Annotated in this window: 14 protein-coding genes and 1 pseudogene; 14 read left to right on the top strand and 1 reads right to left on the bottom strand. The window is 70.7% G+C overall.

Translation table 11 applies throughout. The annotated features are described in order from the left end of the window. The 10 genes and pseudogenes from JR065_RS20485 to JR065_RS20530 all read left to right on the top strand — a co-directional run. A partial coding sequence (locus JR065_RS20485) for an FtsW/RodA/SpoVE family cell cycle protein (RefSeq protein ID WP_206236337.1) occupies positions 1-589 on the top strand: 589 nt, incomplete at its 5' end. Between the two features lie 42 nt (positions 590-631). Next, positions 632-697 (top strand): annotated as a pseudogene (locus JR065_RS20490) (hypothetical protein); the annotation flags it as partial. Between the two features lie 361 nt (positions 698-1058). Beyond that, on the top strand, positions 1059-2360 hold the full coding sequence (locus JR065_RS20495; RefSeq protein WP_206236338.1) for a virulence factor family protein: 1302 nt from the start codon (positions 1059-1061) through the stop codon (positions 2358-2360). A gap of 171 nt (positions 2361-2531) precedes the next feature. Then, positions 2532-3674, top strand: coding sequence for an NAD(P) transhydrogenase subunit alpha (locus JR065_RS20500; RefSeq protein WP_206236339.1), 1143 nt, complete (start codon positions 2532-2534; stop codon positions 3672-3674). 3 nt (positions 3675-3677) lie between these two features. Continuing rightward, a complete protein-coding gene (locus JR065_RS20505; RefSeq protein ID WP_206236340.1) occupies positions 3678-4007 on the top strand; it encodes an NAD(P) transhydrogenase subunit alpha in 330 nt (109 codons plus the stop codon). A 4-nt stretch (positions 4008-4011) separates the two neighbouring features. Beyond that, positions 4012-5418 (top strand): NAD(P)(+) transhydrogenase (Re/Si-specific) subunit beta, encoded by a 1407-nt coding sequence (locus tag JR065_RS20510; protein ID WP_206236341.1) that lies wholly within the window; start codon positions 4012-4014, stop codon positions 5416-5418. Positions 5419-5484: 66 nt separating this feature from the next. Next, positions 5485-6876: an NAD-dependent succinate-semialdehyde dehydrogenase gene (locus JR065_RS20515; protein WP_206236342.1), complete on the top strand. Its 1392-nt coding sequence runs from the start codon at positions 5485-5487 to the stop codon at positions 6874-6876. 222 nt (positions 6877-7098) lie between these two features. Then, positions 7099-8238, top strand: coding sequence for a lytic murein transglycosylase B (gene mltB, locus JR065_RS20520; protein ID WP_206236343.1), 1140 nt, complete (start codon positions 7099-7101; stop codon positions 8236-8238). Continuing rightward, positions 8235-9698 (top strand): septal ring lytic transglycosylase RlpA family protein, encoded by a 1464-nt coding sequence (locus JR065_RS20525; RefSeq protein WP_206236344.1) that lies wholly within the window; start codon positions 8235-8237, stop codon positions 9696-9698. The genes mltB and JR065_RS20525 overlap by 4 nt, the downstream gene beginning before the upstream one ends. 111 nt (positions 9699-9809) lie before the next feature. Beyond that, the gene (locus JR065_RS20530) at positions 9810-11015 is read left to right on the top strand and encodes a D-alanyl-D-alanine carboxypeptidase family protein (protein ID WP_206236345.1); all 1206 of its coding nucleotides are present in this window, start codon (positions 9810-9812) and stop codon (positions 11013-11015) included. Positions 11016-11390: 375 nt separating this feature from the next. Here the strand turns inward: JR065_RS20530 and JR065_RS20535 are convergent, their stop codons facing one another. Next, positions 11391-12458: a lipid A deacylase LpxR family protein gene (locus JR065_RS20535; protein ID WP_206236346.1), complete on the bottom strand. Its 1068-nt coding sequence runs from the start codon at positions 12456-12458 to the stop codon at positions 11391-11393. 284 nt (positions 12459-12742) lie between these two features. Between JR065_RS20535 and JR065_RS20540 the strand changes: the two genes are divergently transcribed. The 4 genes from JR065_RS20540 to JR065_RS20555 all read left to right on the top strand — a co-directional run bounded on the left by JR065_RS20540 (position 12743) and on the right by JR065_RS20555 (position 17180). Beyond that, the gene (locus JR065_RS20540) at positions 12743-13021 is read left to right on the top strand and encodes a DUF493 family protein (RefSeq protein WP_206236347.1); all 279 of its coding nucleotides are present in this window, start codon (positions 12743-12745) and stop codon (positions 13019-13021) included. A gap of 44 nt (positions 13022-13065) precedes the next feature. Further along, a complete protein-coding gene (lipB, locus tag JR065_RS20545; protein WP_206236357.1) occupies positions 13066-13722 on the top strand; it encodes a lipoyl(octanoyl) transferase LipB in 657 nt (218 codons plus the stop codon). A gap of 21 nt (positions 13723-13743) precedes the next feature. Next, positions 13744-14754 carry a lipoyl synthase gene (gene lipA, locus JR065_RS20550; RefSeq protein ID WP_206236348.1) on the top strand — a complete coding sequence of 337 codons (1011 nt, stop codon included), beginning with the start codon at positions 13744-13746 and terminating at the stop codon, positions 14752-14754. Positions 14755-15002: 248 nt separating this feature from the next. Continuing rightward, on the top strand, positions 15003-17180 hold the full coding sequence (locus tag JR065_RS20555) for a carboxy terminal-processing peptidase (protein ID WP_206236349.1): 2178 nt from the start codon (positions 15003-15005) through the stop codon (positions 17178-17180). Positions 17181-17301 lie beyond the last annotated feature (121 nt).

A 17301-nucleotide genomic window follows, 5' to 3' on the forward strand; every position in this document is an offset into this window, starting at 1 on the left:
CTTGAGCACCGGCGGCAACCATCTGGTGATGGCGCAGGGCGTGCGCTTCGCGATCGGCGCGGCGGCGCCGGTGGCCTGGTTCTGGATGCTGCGGCAGTACCAGAAGGACCGCATCATGATGTTCCTCAACCCGGAAAGCGACGCGCTGGGCGCGGGCTGGAACATCATCCAGTCGAAGATCGCGATCGGTTCCGGCGGCCTGCAGGGCAAGGGCTGGGGCCTGGGCTCGCAGTCGCACCTGAACTTCATTCCCGAGCAGACCACCGACTTCGCGTTCTCGGTGCTCAGCGAGGAGTTCGGCTGGATCGGCGTGGCCACGGTGCTGGCGCTGTACCTGGTGGTGATCGGGCGCTGCCTGTGGATCGCCGCGCAGGCCCGCGACACCTATTCGCGGCTGCTGGCCGGCGCCACCGGGCTGGCGTTCTTCGTCTACGTGCTGGTCAACGGCGGCATGATCTCCGGACTGCTGCCGGTGGTCGGCGTGCCGATGCCGTTGATGAGCTACGGTGGCACCTCGGCGGTCTCGCTGCTGGCCGGACTGGGACTGGTGATGGCGGTGAAGGCGCACCGCCCGGTGCACGGCTACTGACGCTTGCGATAACCAGGCCCCTGCCGGCCGTTCGCGCACGGGCGCGACGTGCACTTCGACAGGGTCAAGCCACGCGCCGTGCTGGACCTGGTGATGGGCGCGCCGAAGGGCCCAGGGCGCGCCGGTGCGGCGCCAACACGGCAGGCCGCAGCGCTGGCCGCGTCCTCGGATTGCGGCGCTACGCGTTGGCTTAACCGCAGGCACGCGCCGGGATGGCGAACGATTGCGGCGTGTGTCGGCGCTGCCCACAATTCGCGCCGATGCCACGCCGCGGCGCCGTTCCCGCCGGACCGCCGCGCGCAGGACCCGTTCCGGACCAGCCGCCCGCGGCATGGAGGTCGGCGGCCGCGCCACCGAAGGAAGCCAGCGCATCGCCGAAACGGGCACCGGCCCGTACGCGGCAGTCCCGCCTTCCCCCCGTCCTCCCTGTGGTTCCTGTCCGCTCGGCCGCGCCGACCTGGATGCGTTGATGAAACTGCTGCGATCGCTGCTGCTGACATGCGCCGCGCTGGGCCTGGGCGGCTATGCGCTGGTCCGCTATTGCTTCCCTCCCGGCACGCTGCATTGCGGCGGCTACGGCCGCGTGGTCCTGGCGCAGCCGGCGGTCCCGGCGCGGGGCGTGGTGATCCTGCTCGCCACCGGCACCCCGGCCCAGCGCCGGGATGCGGCCGCGCGCATCGCCGGGACTGGCGCCGTGGTCGCGGTGGTCGATGGCGACCGCTACCTGGCGCAGCTGCAGCGCACCGGCACGGGCTGCGGCCGTGCCTGGCACGATGCCGAACAATTGAGCCGGCGCCTGCAGCGCGACCTGCACGGCGAGCGCTACTTCCTGCCCATGCTGGCCGGCACCGGGGCCACGGCGACCGTGGCCGCGCGCATCGTCGGCGCCGCACCGGCCGCGACCCTGGACGGCGCGGTCGGCGTCGCCCCCGCGCCGACCGCGGCCTGCGCCGGCGGCGCGCGCGCCAGCCCGGCGCAGGGCTTCGTCGACACCGTGGCGGTGCCGGCCGCCGGCGCCGCGAACCCGGCGCTGGCCGCGCGCGTGGCCGCGCATCTGCGCGCGCCGGCCCGTGGCGGCGCGCTCGACGAGCTGCCGCTGACCGAACTGCCGGTGCGCGCGCCGGGCGCGCCGCTGGCGATCGTGCTGTCCGGCGACGGCGGCTGGCGCGATATCGACAAAGGCATGGCCGAGGCCCTGCAGCGGCAGGGCATCGCCGTGGTCGGCTGGGACAGCCTGCGCTACTTCTGGCGCGCCAAGCCGCCGGCGCAGGCCAGCGCCGACCTGGGGCGGGTCATCGACGACTACCGGCGGCGCTGGCATCCGCGAAAGATCCTGCTGGTCGGCTACTCGTTCGGCGCCACCGCGATGCCGTTCATGTACAACCGGCTGCCGCCGGCGCAGCGCGCGCAGGTGGGCCTGCTGGCGCTGTTCGGCGTCGACCACAAGGCCGATTTCCAGATCCGCGTGCGCAACTGGCTGAGCCTGGGCGATGCGGCCGATGCCGAACCGGTGCTGCCGGAAATCGCGCGCATCGCGCCATCGCGGTTGCTGTGCGTGTACGGCGACCAGGAAAAGGACACGCTGTGCCCGCAACTGCGCGGCAGCGGCGCGCGGGTCGTCGCGCTGCACGGCGGCCACCACTTCGACCAGCGTCCGGCGGGGCTGGCGGCGATCGTGCGCGATCGCTGGCGCCAGCTCGACGGCGCCGGCGGCGCCGGTAGCCCGCTCGCCGCGGTCGGCGCCGCCCATCCGCCGGGCGCCGCGCGCTGACGGAAGGGCCGAGTCGAGCGTTCGGCGCGGGCGGCCGCCGCTGCCGGGCCGATCGCCAGCCGTGGCCATGTCTGTACCCGCGCACAATGCGATCGGTTGGATTGATTCCGATCAATGCTCGCCAGGTGGCGGTTGCGCACAGTGGAGTCCCCTCCACACAGGCGCCGACTCATGGCATTCGCGGTTGCGGTACTGAAGGAATCACATGCCGGCGAGCGCCGCGTGGCGATGGTGCCGGCGGTGCTGCCGAAGCTGGCCAAGCTGGGCGCGCAGTTGCGCCTGCAGGCGGGCGCCGGCGCGGCATCGCGCTTCGGCGATGCGGCCTATGCCGGCGCCGCCGTGCTCGACGATGCGCAGGACGTGGTCGCCGGCGCCGACGTGGTGCTGGCGGTGCAGGCGCCGTCGCTGCAGACGCTGGCGGCGATGCGCCCGGGGAGCGTGCTGATCGCGATGCTGTACCCGGCCAAGGCGCCGGGACTGCTGGAGTTGCTGTGCGAACGCCGCATCACCGCGTTCGCGATGGAGACCGTGCCGCGGATCAGCCGCGCGCAGGCGCTGGACGTGCTGTCCAGCCAGGCCGCGCTGGCCGGCTACTACGCGCCGCTGCTGGGCGCGGTGCACCTGCCGCGGATCCTGCCGATGATGACCACTGCGGTCGGCTCGCTGCGCGCCGCGCGCGTGCTGGTGATGGGCCTGGGCGTGGCCGGCCTGCAGGCGTTGGCCACCGCGCACCGGCTCGGCGCCATCACCGAAGGCTACGACGTGCGCCCGGAGACGCGCGAACAGGCGCAATCGGTCGGCGCCAGGTTCGTCGACACCGGCATCGACGCGCGCGGCGAGGGCGGCTATGCGCGCGAACTCACTGCAGAGGAACGGGCCAAGGCCGCCGCGGTGCTGACCCAGCACATCCAGCAGGCCGACATGATCGTCACCACCGCCAACGTGCCTGGGCGCACCGCGCCGATCCTGATCGACCGCGTGCAGATAGAGGGCATGAAGCCCGGCGCGGTGATCGTGGACCTGGCCGCCGACAGCGGCGGCAATTGCGAGGGCAGCGTGCCCGGGCAAACCGTCGAGGTGGGGCCGGTGACCATCGTCGCGCCGTTCAACGTGCCCTCGGCGCTGGCCCAGCACGCCAGCGAGCTGTACGCGAAGAACCTGCTGAACCTGCTCGAGCTGCTGGTGCGCGACGGCGCGCTGGCGCCGGACTTCGACGACGAGGTCGTGGCCGGCACCTTGCTGACCCGCGACGGCCGTCTCTGCCATCCCACGCCGCAGGCCGTCCCGCCTGCACCCGCCGCCAAGGAGTCCTGAGCGATGAGCCTCGATCTGTCGATGAGCTGGATGATCGCGTTGTACGTGTTCATGCTGGCCGCGTTCACCGGCTACGAAGTGATCGGCAAGGTGCCGTCGATCCTGCACACGCCGCTGATGTCCGGTTCCAACTTCATCCACGGCATCGTCGTGGTCGGCGCGATGCACGCGCTGTTCAACGCCGACAGCGTCGCCGGCCAGGCGATCGGCTTCGTCGGCGTGCTGCTCGGCGCCGGCAACGCCGCCGGCGGCTACGTGGTCACCGACCGCATGCTGGCGATGTTCAAGCCCAGCGCCAAGCCCGCCGCCCCGCCCGCCGCCACGAAGGACTAGCGCCATGTTGCAGCTACTGGTGGAAATCAGCGGGTTTGCCGCCGCCTTGTTGTTCATTCTCGGCCTCAAGCGCATGTCCTCGCCGGTGACCGCGCTGCGCGGCATCGTGCTGGCCGGCATCGGCATGCTGGTCGCGGTCGCCGCCGCGTTCGGCTATCTCGCCGATCTGCAGCCGGGCGCGCAGCCGCATGCGCTGACCAATCTCGCCCTGGCGCTGCTGGCGCTGGCGCTCGGCGGCGCCTGGGCCTGGCGCAGCGGGCGCAAGGTCGCGGTGACCGCGATGCCGCAGATGGTGGCGCTGTACAACGGCATGGGCGGCGGCGCCGCGGCCGCGGTGGCGGCGGTCGCGCTGACCTCGCGGCAGCCGCAGCACGGCGGCCTGCACCTGGCGGTGACCGTGCTCGGCGCATTGATCGGATCGATCTCGCTGTCCGGTTCGGTGATCGCCTGGGCCAAGCTCGATGGCCGTATCAACAGCGCCTGGCGCTTCAAGGGCCAGAGCGTCTTCAACGCGAGCGTGTTCGTCGCCGCGCTGGTGCTCGGCACGCTGGTGGTCGCGCAGTGGGGCGGTGGTTGGGCGGCGCTGGCGTTCTTCGTCGCCGCGCTCGGCTTCGGCGTGCTGATGACGCTGCCGATCGGCGGCGCCGACATGCCGGTGGTGATCTCGCTGTACAACGCCTTCACCGGCCTGGCGGTGGGCCTGGAAGGCTTCGCGCTGCAGAACCCGGCGCTGATGATCGCCGGCATGGTGGTCGGCTCGGCCGGCACGCTGCTGACCGTGCTGATGGCCAAGGCGATGAACCGTTCGCTGGCCAACGTGCTGTTCAGCAATTTCGGCGACGGCGCCGTGGTCGCCCAGGGTGACGTGCAGGGCCGCATGACCGCGGTCGATGCCGGCGATGCGGCGGTGGCGATGCGCTACGCCTCCAGCGTGATCATCGTGCCCGGCTACGGCCTGGCGGTAGCCCAGGCGCAGGCGCGGCTGTACGAACTGGTCAAGCTGCTGCAGGCCGCCGACGTGGACGTGAAGTTCGCCATCCACCCGGTCGCCGGGCGCATGCCCGGGCACATGAACGTGCTGCTCGCCGAAGCCGGCGTGCCCTACGACCTGATCTTCGACATGGAAGACATCAACGACAGCTTCGCCAGTACCGACGTGGCGCTGGTGATCGGCGCCAACGACGTGGTCAACCCGGCCGCGCGCACCGACAAGGCCTCGCCGATCTACGGCATGCCGATCCTCAACGCCGACCAGGCGCACCAGGTCTACGTGATCAAGCGCGGCCAGGGCAAGGGCTACGCCGGCGTGGAGAACCTGCTGTTCTACGGCGACAACTGCGACATGGTCTACGGCGACGCCGCGGCGGTGCTCAACCGCATGGTGCAGGCAGTCAAGGAACTGGCCGGCTGACCGATCCGATCCGATCCGCGCCGGTGCGATGCGCCGGCGTTTCCCGACATCCACGAGGACACGACCATGGCTTATGCGACCCGCAATCCCTATACCGGCGAACTGCTCGCCAGCTTCCCCGAGGCGACCGACGAGGCGGTGCTCGCCGCGATCGGCGCCGCCGATGCCGCCTTCCAGCAGTGGAAGCAGGCTTCCTTCGCCGAGCGCGCCAAGGTCATGCACGCGGCGGCGCAACTGCTGCGCGCCGACGTGCGCGGCTATGCCCAGCTGCTGACCCTGGAAATGGGCAAGCTGATCGGCGAGGCCGAGGCCGAGGTGATCCTGTCGGCCGACATCTTCGAGTACTACGCGGTCAACGCCGAGCGCCTGCTGGCGCCGGAATCGCTGCCGGTGGCCGATCCGGCCGAGGGCGAGGCGATGGTGGTGCACGATCCGCTGGGCGTGCTGCTGGCGATCGAGCCGTGGAACTTCCCGTACTACCAGATCGCGCGGATCATCGCCCCGCAGCTGTCGGCCGGCAACACGGTGTTGCTCAAGCACGCCTCCAACGTGCCGCAGTGCGCGGCCAGGTTCCAGGCGCTGATGGCCGAGGCGGGCCTGCCGGCCGGCGCGTTCGCCAACCTCTACGCGACCCGCTCGCAGGTGGAGACGATCCTCAACGATCCGCGCGTGCACGGCGTGGCGCTGACCGGCTCGGAAGGCGCCGGCGCCATCGTCGCCGCGCAGGCGGCCAGGGCGCTGAAGAAATCGACCATGGAACTGGGCGGCGCCGACGCGTTCGTGGTGCTGGCCGATGCGGAACTGGACAAGACGGTGAAGTGGGCGGTGTTCGGCCGCCACTGGAACGGCGGCCAGGTGTGCGTGTCGTCCAAGCGCATGATCGTGGCAAAGGAGTTGTACGCGCAGTTCCTGCGCCGCTACAGCGAGGGCGTGGCCGCGCTCAAGGCCGGCGATCCGATGGATCCGGCGACCACGCTGGCGCCGCTGTCCTCGCAGGGCGCGGCGGACGAGATCAAGCTGCAGATCGCCGCGGCGGTCGCGCGCGGCGCCACCGCCACCGAGGTCGGGCCGCCGGTGCCGACCCAGGGCGCCTTCGTGCAACCGACCATCCTGACCGACGTGGCCCCCGACAATCCCGCCTACCACCAGGAGTTCTTCGGCCCGGTGTCGATGATCTTCCGCGCCGAGGACGAAGACGACGCGGTGCGCATCGCCAACGACTCGCCGTTCGGGCTGGGCGGCTCGGTGTTCACCGCCGACACCGCGCGCGGCGTGGCGGTGGCCAGGCGGATTTCCACCGGCATGGTGTTCGTCAACCATCCGACCATGGTCAAGGCCGACCTGCCGTTCGGCGGCGTGCGCCGTTCCGGCTACGGCCGCGAACTGATCGGGCTGGGCATCAAGGAGTTCGTCAACCACAAGCTGATCGACGTGGTGGACATCGACGCGCCGTTCTGAGCGATGCCGCAGCGGGGAGCCCGGGCCGCTGGTGGGCAACCACCGGCGGCTTTCGCGTCCGGCGTCGGCGGTCGCGGCGTGGCCGGTCTCGGCCCGTCGCGCCTGCCGGTTTGCCAGTGCGCCGGGCGGGGAATGCTGCGGACGCCCTTGACGCCAGCCAAAGTTCTTTTGTTTCATGGCGTTATTGGTAGAAATTCATCTGGACTCTGTTAACCTCCCAGGATGATTCGACGCACGCTGATCTGTCTGTTCACCCTTGGCCTGGTCGCCTGTGCGACCCAGCCCAAGGCCCCGCCGTCGCCGCCGCAGGCCACCGCGCTGCCGGTCGCGCAACCGCCGCGCGCGGCCGCGCCGGCCGAGGCCGCACCCGAGGCGGTGCCGGCGCCGCCGGTCGACCTGACCCCGGTGCCGTTCGAGATCGCGCGCGCCAACTTCGTCCGCGACACCGCCGCCAAGTACGGGCTGGACCCGGCACGGATCGAGGCGACGCTGGCGCAGGCGCAGTTCAAGGACGCGATCGTCGCGGCGATGTCGCGCCCGGCCGAGCGGGTCAAGCCGTGGAACATGTACCGGCCGATGTTCATCAGCCAGGCGCGGATCGACGGCGGCCGCGCGTTCCTGGCCACCCACCGCGACGAACTGATGCGGGTGCAGGCGCGCACCGGCGTGCCGGCCGAGATCGTGGTGGCGATCATCGGCGTGGAGACCAGCTACGGCAAGAACGCCGGCAGCTATCGCGTGCTGGATGCGCTGTACACGCTGGCGTTCCGCTATCCGCGCAGCGGCGATCCGGCCAAGCTCGAGCGCGAGGTGCGCCGCGAGCTGTTCTTCCGCGACGAACTGGGCCAGCTGTTCGCGCTGGGCAAGGAAGAGCAGCTCGATGTCACCACGCTGATCGGCAGCTATGCCGGGGCGATGGGCATGGGCCAGTTCATGCCGTCCAGCTACCGCCAGTTCGCGGTGGACGGCGACGGCGACGGCAGGCGCAACCTGTTCACCGACTACGACGACGTGTTCTCGTCGATCGCCAACTATTTCGTCAAGAAGGGCGGCTGGGTCCGCGACGGGCAGGTGGTCGCGCCGGCCACGCTGCGCGCCGGCGCCGAGGAATTCAACCCCACCGACTGGACCCCTGTCTACACGCTCGAGGACCTGGCCGCGCGCGGCTATCAGGCCACCGGCCCGGTGCCGGCCGGCGCCACCGCCACCCCGATCACGCTCGACGGCAGCGACGGCAAGCAGTACTGGCTGGGCTTCCAGAACTACTACGCGATCACCCGCTACAACCTGTCCAAGATGTACGCGATGGCCGTGTACCAGCTGTCCCAGGCCATCGCCGGCAAGGAGTTACCCCCGGCATGAAATCCAACGCGCTGATCCGGATCGTTCCCGTCGTGGCGTTGCTGGCGCTGGCCGCCTGCAGCAGCGCCCCGAAGAAGACCGCCTCGGCCCCCGGCGCGTCCGCCGCGCCCGGGGTCAAGGTGCAGGGCCGCGGCCCGGCGCACGTGGCCACCGGCTGCCCGTCGACGTCGCCGTACGCGCCGGCCAAGGAGGACCCGTCCAAGCGCGGCAACTACACCGCCGGCGGCCTGTACGCGCCCGGGGTCAGCGACACCACGCCGGACCACGTGCCCAACGTCGCCTGCATCCCCGAGCCGCTGGTCACCCACGAGGCGCCATCGCCGGTCGGCAACCGCTCGCCGTACACGGTGCTCGGCCGCCAGTACAAGGTGCTCGACGACGCCCATGGCTATGTCGAGCGCGGCACCGCGTCGTACTACGGCAACAAGTTCCACGGCCGCCTGACCTCCAACCGCGAGGTCTACGACATGTACGCCTTCACCGCCGCGCACAAGACCTTGCCGCTGCCCAGCTTCGCGCTGGTCACCAACCTGGACAACGGCGAATCGGTGGTGGTGCGGGTCAACGACCGCGGCCCGTTCCACGACGGCCGGGTGATCGACCTGAGCTATGCGGCGGCGGTCAAGCTGGGCATCACCGGCAGGGGCACCGGCAACGTCGAGGTGCGCGGGCTGACCCCGGCCGACAACGGCGACCTGCTGGCCTCGCGCCGCGCCGGCAAGGCGGTCGCCGCCGGCCGCACGGTCGCCAGCGTGGGCAGCGGCAGCGCGGCCGCCGCGCGCGATGCGTCGGACATGGACAAGCTGGTCAAGGCGCTGCCGGCCAAGCGCGCCACGCCGGTGGCCAGCGCGAGCGCGGCCAGGCCGGTCGCGGCGCCGAGCGCGGCCGGTGCGGCGGCCGCGGCCGCGGCGTTGCCGGAAGGCGAGCGCTGGCGCTACCGGGTCCAGGCCGACGCCGACACCGCGGCCAACGCCGACCATTTCGACGACTGGATGAAGTCGCGCGGCGTGCGCGTGGCCACCGGCAAGCCAGCCAAGGTCGAGGCCGCGCCGGTGCCGGCCAATGCGTCGGCGCGCGCGTCGCGGCGCGTCGCGTCCACTGCGGCGCCGGCCGCGGCATCCGCATCCTCCGCCCCGGCACCGGTGCCGACGGCGGTCGCGTCCGCGCCCGCTGCCGCGCCGGCGACGGCGCGCGCCACCGCCGACGGCGGTTCGGCGTCGCGCAGCACGCTCGGCATCCTGCTGCAGGTGGCCAGCTTCGCCAGCCGCGAGAACGCCAACCGCGCGCTGTCGCAGCTGGCCTCGGCCGGCATCGGCGGCGCCAGCGTCAGCGACATCGTCTCCGGCGGGCGCACGCTGTGGCGGCTGCGCGTGGCCGCCAACGACCATGGCAGCGCCACCGAACTGGCCAGCCGCATCGCCAGCCTGGGGTTCGGGCGGCCGCAGATCGTCAAGGACTGACGGCTTAACGCCGGCTTCGCGCACCGACGACACGCGGCTGCGACAGCGGCGGCTGGTCCTACAATGCCCGTTTATCACCGGCCCTTCGGGCCTGCCAGGAGTCGTGTCCCGATGAAATTCCGCTTTGCCGCCGCCGCCGTGGCTACCTTCGCCTTCGGCCTGGTTTCCGCGCAGACGCCCGGCCCGGTGGCCGCGCCCCCGGCCGCCGCCGCTCCCGCCGCCGTGGCGATCCCGCCTGCGCCCAAGCCGTCGATGTCCAAGTCCTGGGTGCTGATGGACTACGCCACCGGCCAGGTGCTCGCCGGCGAGAACGAACACGAGCGCGTGGCCCCGGCCAGCATCACCAAGGTGATGACCTCCTATGTGGTGGCGGCCGAGCTGAAGCTGGGCAAGATCAAGCGCGACGACCAGGTGATGCTCAGCGAGCGCGCCTGGCGCGAGGGCGGCGCCGGCACCGACGGCAGCTACAGCGGTTTCGCGGTCAACCAGACCGCGCGCCTGGAGGACATGGAAAAGGGCATGGCGGTGCAGTCCGGCAACGACGCGGCGATCGCCCTGGCCGAGCACACCGCCGGCAGCGAAGAGGCGTTCGCGGCGCTGATGAACAACTACGCCGCCAAGATCGGCATGACCGGCTCGCACTTCGTCAACGCCCACGGCCTGCCGGCCGAAGGCCACTACACCACCGCCTACGACCTGGCGCTGCTGGGCCGGGCGATGGTGCGCGACTACCCGGAAACCTACGCCTACAACAAGATCAAGGAATTCAAGGTCGGCGAGATCACCCAGCCGAACCGCAACCTGCTGCTGTGGCGCGACCCGAGCGTGGACGGCATCAAGACCGGCCACACCTCACAGGCCGGCTACTGCCTGCTCAGCTCCGCGCAGCGCGGCGACCAGCGCCTGATCGCGGTGCTGATGGGCGGCAGCTCGGAGAAGCAGCGCGCCGACGACAGCCTGGCGCTGTTGAACTGGGGCTTCCGCTTCTACGAGACCCACCGCCTGTACGAGCCGGGCAAGCAGGTCTCGCAGCAGCGCGTGTGGAAGGGCACCGAGAAGGAAGTGCTGCTGGGCGTGGCGCAACCGCTGCTGGTCGGCGTGCCGCGCGGGCGCTACAACGAGCTCAAGCCGTCGATCGACGTGCCCAAGACGCTGGAGGCGCCGATCAAGCAGGGCCAGGCGATCGGCACGGTGAAGGTGTCGCTGGACGGCAAGGTGGTCGCGCAGGCGCCGCTGGTGGCGCTGAAGGCGGTCGAGGAAGCCGGCTTCTTCAAGCGGCTGTGGGACAGCTTCTGGATGTGGTGGGAAAAGGAGTAAAAAAAGCCGGCGAAAGCCGGCTTTTTTTCGGGACTCGGGACTCGGGACTCGGGACTCGGGACTCGGGACTGGGGACTGGGGACTGAAGATTTCGCAAGTTCTGGCGTTTTTGCTGTTCTGTAGGAGGGGCTTCAGCCCCGACGCTCTATCGGTAAGGCGTCGGGGCTGAAGCCCCTCCTACAGAAAGCGGTTGCGCCGGAGCCACAAAAAAGGGTCGCTTTTTTGAAAAAAAGCGGCCCTTTTTGCGTCACATCGCTTGACATCGATTTGCCCCGGGACATCATCCTGCCGTCCCGAGTCCCGAGTCCCGAGTCCCGAGTCCCGAGTCCCGAGTCCCGAGTCCCGAGTCCCGAGTCCCGAGTCCCGAGTCCGGCTTCAAAGCCTCCGGCTGATCGTGAAGCTGCCGAACACCGGCGTCTGCTTCTGCCCGTCGAACTCGCGGGTTCTCCAGTAGCGCGCCAGGGCGAACTTCCAGTTGCCGCGCATCACCGCCAGGCCGAAGCCGGCCTCGCCGACGAACGGGCGCTTGTCCACGCTGTGGCTGCTGCGGAAGGTGTTGCCGTCCAGGGTGATGTCGCGCAGCACCCAGCGTGCGTCGCTGGTGATGAACAGGTGGCTGGACCAGCCGCGGCCCAGGCCGTAGCGCGGCGGCGCGGTGTTCTCGCCGGCCGGGCGCAGCGGCGTGCTGCCGAAGTCGTCGGGCAGCTTCCAGCCGAAGCGCACCTCGGCGCCGGCGTTGGCGTGGGTGGAGATGGTGCCGATCGCGCCGCCCCAATGGCTGATCGCATCCCAGCCCCAGCCGTCGGCGTTGGCCGCCGCGTCGGCCGGCCAGCGCCGCATCCGCTCGTGTATCAGGCGGAACACCGGCTCGTCGTGCAACTGGTTGTCCCAGCCGCGGAACTTCTCGTCGTCCAGCACCTCGTGCACCGCGTCCTGCACCTGCTCGCCCTGCGCCGACGGGCCGACGATGCCCAGCTGCAGCTGGGTGGTGCGCAGGCGGTCGTGGTTGCGCGCGTTGTAGCCGAAGCTGATCGCCAGCACGCCGGCGTACGGCCGGTCGTCCTCGATCAGGTCGCGGCGGGTGTGGTCGGTCGGGGTGAAGATGGCCTGGCCGATGCTGAAGACCATGTTCTGCTGCTCGAACTCGCCCGGATGCAGCCGTTCCAGGTAGCGGTTGACCGCGCGCGCCAGCCGCGGCAGGCAGGGATCGCTGGTGTAGTCCACCAGGTTGGGCGAGACCAGGGTCAGCCCGAAGCCGTTGGTATAGCCCTGGTCCTGGTTGGCGCCGCCGAACAGGTCGTTGTCGACGCGGAAGTTCACCGTCGGCGGCGTGTCGTTGAGCGAGCTGTCGGTGCAGCGCTCTGCCGCGGCGGCCTGCAGCGGTGCGGCGGAGGCGGCGGCGAGCGCAGCGGCGAGGGCATAACACAGGCGCGATGACGGCATAGGACGTCCATGGGTGAGGGGAGGAAGAGCAGCAGGATCGGGCGACGCTAGCTTGCGCGCTGCACGCGTCTCGTGAACATCGGCTGAGCCGTCGCCCGCCAAGGGTAGCAAGTCGGCCGGGGGCCGATAGCGGCACCGCCGCACCGCACCGTTGCGCTGGCCGGCGCAAGTCGCGGTCCGGCCGGCACCCCTTGCTGCGGCATCGGCCGGCGCACGGCCGGGCCCCACCGTTGCGGCTGCGCCGCCCGCTTGGGTTTGCCGGCCGCTGGCCCAATAATGGCGCGATGGATATCACCTCCGACAACCCCGAACACGGCTTCCAGTTCCCCGGCGTCTTCGAGCTCAGCGCGATGGGCGCGGCCAACACCGGGCTGGAGACCGAACTGCCGCGCCTGCTCGCCCTGGCCGGCGTGGACGTGATGGAAGAGCGCATCAGCTGGAAGCACTCGTCCAACGGCAAGTACGTGTCGGTGCGGATCGCGTTCCGCGCCGCCGACCGCGCCCAGTACGACGCCGCGCACCAGGCGCTGCGCGAGCACCCGGAAGTGAAGTGGACGCTGTAGGCACCTGTCACGCCGATGCCGCGCCGGCCGCCGCCGCGGCGGCAGTGCCGCCGTGCCGCGTGCGCGCGCTCGGCCGCCAGCCCTACGAACCGGTGTGGCGCGCGATGCAGCGCTTCACCGACGCGCGCGACGAATCCAGCGCCGACGAGCTGTGGGTGGTCGAGCACGAGCCGGTGTTCACCCTCGGCCAGGCCGGCAAGCCCGAGCACGTGCTGGCGCCCGGCGGGATCCCGGTGCTGCACGTGGACCGTGGCGGCCAGGTCACCTACCACGGCCCCGGCCAGCTGGTGGTGTACCCGCTGCTGGACCTGCGCCGGCTGAAGATCGGCGTGCGCGACTACGTGTGCCGGATCGAGCAGGCGATCATCGACACGCTGGAGGAATGGAACATCCTCGGCCAGCGCCGCGACGGCGCGCCCGGGGTCTATGTCGGCGCGGCCAAGGTCGCCGCGCTCGGCATCCGCGTGCGCCGCGGCTGCACCTTCCACGGCCTGTCGTTCAACGTGGCGATGGACCTGGAGCCGTTCCGCCGGATCAATCCCTGCGGCTACCAGGGCCTGCAGGTGACCTCGGTGCTAGACTTGGGCGGCCCTTCCGGCATGCAGGCCGTGCAAGCGGCGCTGCTGGAACAGCTGGCCCGCCAGTTCGGGCTGACCCTGCAGCCGAGCCCCGACCTGCCCGACTTTTCGCACGCGGCCTGACCGCCGCCCGCCGACGACGCCATGACCCAGCCCACCGCACGCACCATCCCCTTGCAGGTCCTCTCCGCCGACAGCGCGCCGGCGCCGCTGCAGGCCGGGGCCAAGCAGCTCGGCGGCGACAAGATCGCGCGCTCGCCGGTGCAGTTCGCCGACGCGCCGGTGCTGCGCAAGCCGTCGTGGATCCGGGTGCGGATCCCGTCCGGCAACGCGGTGCAGAACCTCAAGGCCAAGCTGCGCGAGAACCGCCTGGTCACGGTCTGCGAGGAAGCCAGCTGCCCGAACATCCACGAGTGCTTCAGCCACGGCACCGCCACCTTCATGATCCTGGGCGAGGTCTGCACCCGCCGCTGCTCGTTCTGCGACGTCGCCCACGGCCGGCCCAAGCCGCCCGATGCCGGCGAGCCGGCCAGCCTGGCGCAGACCGTGGCCGACATGGGCCTGCGCTACGTGGTGGTGACCAGCGTCGACCGCGACGACCTGCGCGACGGCGGCGCCCAGCACTTCGCCGACTGCATCGGCGCGATCCGCGCCAAGGCCCCGGCCACGCGCATCGAGATCCTGACCCCGGACTTCCGCGGCAAGGGCCGCATGGACCGCGCGCTGGAGATCCTCGCCAGCAGCCCGCCGGACGTGTTCAACCACAACATCGAGACGGTGCCGGACCTGTACCCGAACGTGCGCCCCGGCGCCGACTACCAGTGGTCGCTGACCCTGCTGAAGAAGTTCAAGGCGCAGCATCCGGCCATCGCCACCAAGTCCGGGATCATGCTCGGCCTGGGCGAGACGATGGAGCAGGTGCAGGCCACGCTGCGCGACCTGCGCGCGCACGACGTGGACATGATCACCATCGGCCAGTACCTGCAGCCGACCGCGCACCATCACCCGGTGATGCGCTACTGGACGCCGGAGGAATACAAGGCGCTGGAGGAATACGGCTATTCGCTGGGCTTCAGCCACGTCGCCTCCGGCCCGATGGTGCGTTCCTCGTACCACGCCGACCGCCAGGCCGCCGGCGCCGGCATCGCCGCCTGAACCGCGCGCCGCTGGCGCGCGTACTCTCCGAGCACCGCCGAGCCCGGCTGCGGCCGCCGCCCGGGCGGCACGCCGTCCGTTCGTTGGCGCCGCGCCCGCGTCCGCACCGCTGCCATTCACAATTCGCTACGAGGCGGCCGCTAGTCTGGTTCGGCGACAGGTGACAGGGCCTGCAACTTGCGGCACTGTCGCGTTGTCCTAAGCGAACTGCAGTCCCCCCTGACGGCCCCGGTGCCGAGAGTACGTAGATGAAATCCAAAGTCTCTGCCTTCCTGCTGGCGTTCGCGCTGACCGCGCCCTTGGCGTTGCTGGCGCGCGCCGACGCCCCGGCGCTGCCGGCCGCGTCCACCGCCGACCAGTCGACCACCGCCAAGCTGGTGTACGGCCTGCTGTCGGACAGCCGCTACGCCTACCGGCCGCGCGCGCTGGACGAGGCGACGTCGAAGGAGGTGTTCAAGCGCTATCTGGAAAGCCTGGACGGCAGCAAGCAGTTCTTCACCCAGGCCGACGTGGACAAGTTCTCGGTGTTCCAGGCCAACCTGGGCAAGGAGATCGCCGCCGGCGAGCTGGAGCCGGCGTTCCAGGTGTTCGCCGTGTACCGGCAGCGCGTGGACGAGCGCATCGACTATGCGCGCAAGCTGCTGAAGCAGGACTTCGATTTCAACGGCAACGAGAAGTTCGAGTACGACCGCAAGGACGTGCCGTGGCCGAAGGACGGCCAGGAACTGGACGCGCTGTGGCGCAAGTCGGTGATGAACGACTGGCTGCGGCTCAAGCTGGCCGGCAAGAAGCCCGAGGAGATCCGCAAGACCCTGGACAAGCGCTACGCCAACCTCGCCGACTCGGTGAAGGAGCTCAAGAGCGAGGACGTGTTCCAGTTCTTCCTCAACGCCTATACCAACACCGTCGATCCGCACACCGACTACTTCACCCCGCGCACCGCCGAGAATTTCAACCAGCAGATGTCGCTGTCGCTGGAGGGCATCGGCGCGCAGCTGCAGAAGCAGGACGACATGGTGGTGATCCGCGAGGTCATCGCCGGCGGCCCGGCCGCGGTGGACGGCACGCTGAAGGCGGGCGACCGCATCGTCGGCGTCGGCCAGGGCAAGTCGGGTCCGGTCGAGGACGTGATCGGCTGGCGCATCGACGACGTCGTGGCCAAGATCCGCGGCGACAAGGACACCCAGGTGCGGCTGGAATACATCCCCGCCGAGGCCGGCGTGGACGGCAAGCACCGCCAGGTGATGCTGACCCGGCAGAAGGTGCGGCTGGCCGAGCAGGCCGCCAAGGGCGAGACCATCACCCTGCCGGCCAAGGATGGCGCGCCCGAGCGCCGCGTCGGCGTGATCAAGCTGCCGGCGTTCTACCAGGATTTCGAAGGCCGGCGCCGCAACGCCACCGACTACGCCTCGGCCACCCGCGACGTCGCCAAGCTGCTGACCGGCTTCAAGCAGGACAAGGTCGATGGCGTGGTGCTGGACCTGCGCAGCAACGGCGGCGGCTCGCTGGACGAGGCGATCGAACTGACCGGCCTGTTCATCGAGCAGGGTCCGGTGGTGCAGGTGCGCGAGTCCGGCGGACGCGTCACCGTCAACGGCGACCAGAACCCGAGCGTGGCCTGGGACGGCCCGCTGGCGGTGCTGATCAGCCGCGGCTCGGCGTCGGCGTCGGAGATCTTCGCCGGCGCGATCCAGGACTACGGCCGCGGCCTGGTCATCGGCGAGACCAGCTTCGGCAAGGGCACGGTGCAGAACATCGTCGACCTGGACCGCTGGCCGGCCAACGAGACCGACCGTTTCGGCCAGGTCAAGCTGACCATCGCCCAGTTCTTCCGCGTCAGCGGCAGCAGCACCCAGCACAAGGGCGTGGTGCCGGACATCGCGTTCCCGGCGAGCGTCGACGCCACCGAGTTCGGCGAGAGCACCTACGACAACGCATTGCCGTGGACCCGCATCGCCGCGGTGCCGCATACCCAGTACGGCAACTTCGCCCCGCTGCTGCCGAAGCTGGAGGCGCTGCATGCCGGCCGCATCGCCAGCGACAAGGAATTCCAGTGGTGGGAAGAGGACGTGCAGCAGTTCCGCACCGAGGCGGCGAAGAAGTACGTGTCGCTCAACGAGGCCGAGCGCCGCGCCGAACGCGAGAAGCAGGACGTGCAGCGCAAGCAGCGCCAGGAGATGCGCAAGCAGCTGGGCCTGCCGCTGGATCCGCTGGCCGACGACAGCAGCGACGACGGGCTGACCGGCAACGAGCGCGACATCGTCAAGGATGCCGCGCGCGAGAAGCTGGTCGACAAGCGCCCGGACCCGCTGCTGCGCGAGTCGGCGGCGATCCTGGCCGATGCGTTGAACCTGCTGGAGAAGGACCGCCCGCTGTCGGCGCAGGTGCTGCCGCAGTCCACCGGCCCGGGGCGCTGGGCCGACTGAGCCCAGCGTCCGCCGCCGCGCGAAAACAGACGCGCCATCGCTTAGCGGTGGCGCGTTTTTCGTTTTCGCTTTTCGTCGCGCGTGTCCATGTGGGAGTGAGTGTAGGGAGGCGTGCGCGCGC

It is taken from the genome of Xanthomonas sp. (assembly GCF_017163755.1).
Lineage (GTDB): Bacteria > Pseudomonadota > Gammaproteobacteria > Xanthomonadales > Xanthomonadaceae > Xanthomonas_A.